This window comes from Streptomyces sp. MnatMP-M17 (assembly GCF_900091995.1).
Lineage (GTDB): Bacteria > Actinomycetota > Actinomycetes > Streptomycetales > Streptomycetaceae > Streptomyces.
Map to the genome: position 1 here is coordinate 1 of NZ_FMDK01000782.1, position 1249 is coordinate 1249.

Annotated in this window: 2 protein-coding genes; one reads left to right on the forward strand and one right to left on the reverse strand. The window is 73.3% G+C overall.

The window, feature by feature from the left end:
- Positions 1-763 (forward strand): histidine phosphatase family protein (locus GA0115259_RS30420; protein ID WP_176732706.1); only part of this gene is annotated, 763 nt, incomplete at its 5' end.
- Between the two features lie 50 nt (positions 764-813).
- Here GA0115259_RS30420 and eda read toward each other — a convergent pair.
- Positions 814-1249, reverse strand: a 436-nt coding sequence (eda, locus tag GA0115259_RS30425; protein ID WP_093602963.1) for a bifunctional 4-hydroxy-2-oxoglutarate aldolase/2-dehydro-3-deoxy-phosphogluconate aldolase, incomplete at its 5' end; no start/stop codon positions are given.

The window sequence follows — 1249 nt, forward strand, 5'->3', positions numbered from 1 at the left end:
GGCGGCGGCCCTGGCACCCGAGGAGCCTGCCGATGAGCCGCTCACGGCGGCGAACCTGAAGACTTCCGGGGGCATCTCCGGTGCCGCTGCGGCCAAGCTCCAGTCCCCGACGGTCGGCTGGGGCGCCTCCGCCGATCTCGGTGTTCCCGCCACCTTCGTCCTGCTGCGGCACGGCGAGACCGCTCTCACGCCCGAGAAGCGCTTCTCGGGCAGTGGCGGCAGCGATCCCGAACTCTCCGCGATCGGCCGCCGTCAGGCCGAGGCCGTCGCCACCGCGCTGGCCGCGCGCGGCACCGTCCAGGACATCGTCTCCTCGCCGCTCCGGCGCTGCCGTGAGACGGCGGAGACCGTGGCCACCCGGCTCGGGCTGGACGTCACGGTCGAAGAGGGCCTGCGCGAGACGGACTTCGGCGCGTGGGAAGGGCTGAGCTTCGCCGAGGTACGGGAGCGCTACCCGGACGATCTCAGCGCGTGGCTCGCCTCACCGGCCGTCGCGCCGACGGGCGGCGGCGAGAGCTTCGCAACGGTCGGCCGCCGGGTCAGGGCGGCGCGCGACCGGCTGCTCGACCGGTACCACGGGCGTACGGTCCTGCTCGTCACCCATGTCACTCCGGTGAAGACGCTGATCAGACTGGCGCTCGGCGCACCGCCCGAGTCGCTGTTCCGGATGGAGCTGTCGGCCGCCTCGCTGTCGGCGGTGGCGTACTACGCGGACGGCAACGCGTCGGTGCGGCTGCTGAACGACACGTCGCATCTGCGCTAACCGGCAACGAGCAGTAGGGGCAGGCGGAGAGGGAGCGCGGGACCTCGGACTCAGACCGCCGTGCGCAGCGCCGAGGCCTCGCGGGCCAGCGACTCGACCCGCGCCCAGTCCTTCGACGCGAGCGCGTCCGGCGGGAGCATCCACGTACCGCCGACGCAGCCCACGTTCGGCAGGGCGAGATACGACGCCGCTTTGGCGGCCGTGATCCCGCCCGTCGGGCAGAAGCGGGCCTGCGGGAGCGGACCGGCGAGTGAGGCGAGATAGGCCGTGCCGCCCGCGGCCTCGGCAGGGAAGAACTTCATCCCGGTCACTTCGCGTTCCAGCAGCGCCACCACCTCCGAGGCGGTCGAGACGCCGGGCAGGAACGGTACTCCCGAGTCCCGCATCGCGTTCAGCAGCGTGTCCGTCCAGCCAGGGCTTACCAGGAAGCGCGCGCCCGCCGCCACCGAGTCGGTCACGGCGCCGGCCGTCAGGACCGTGCCGGCG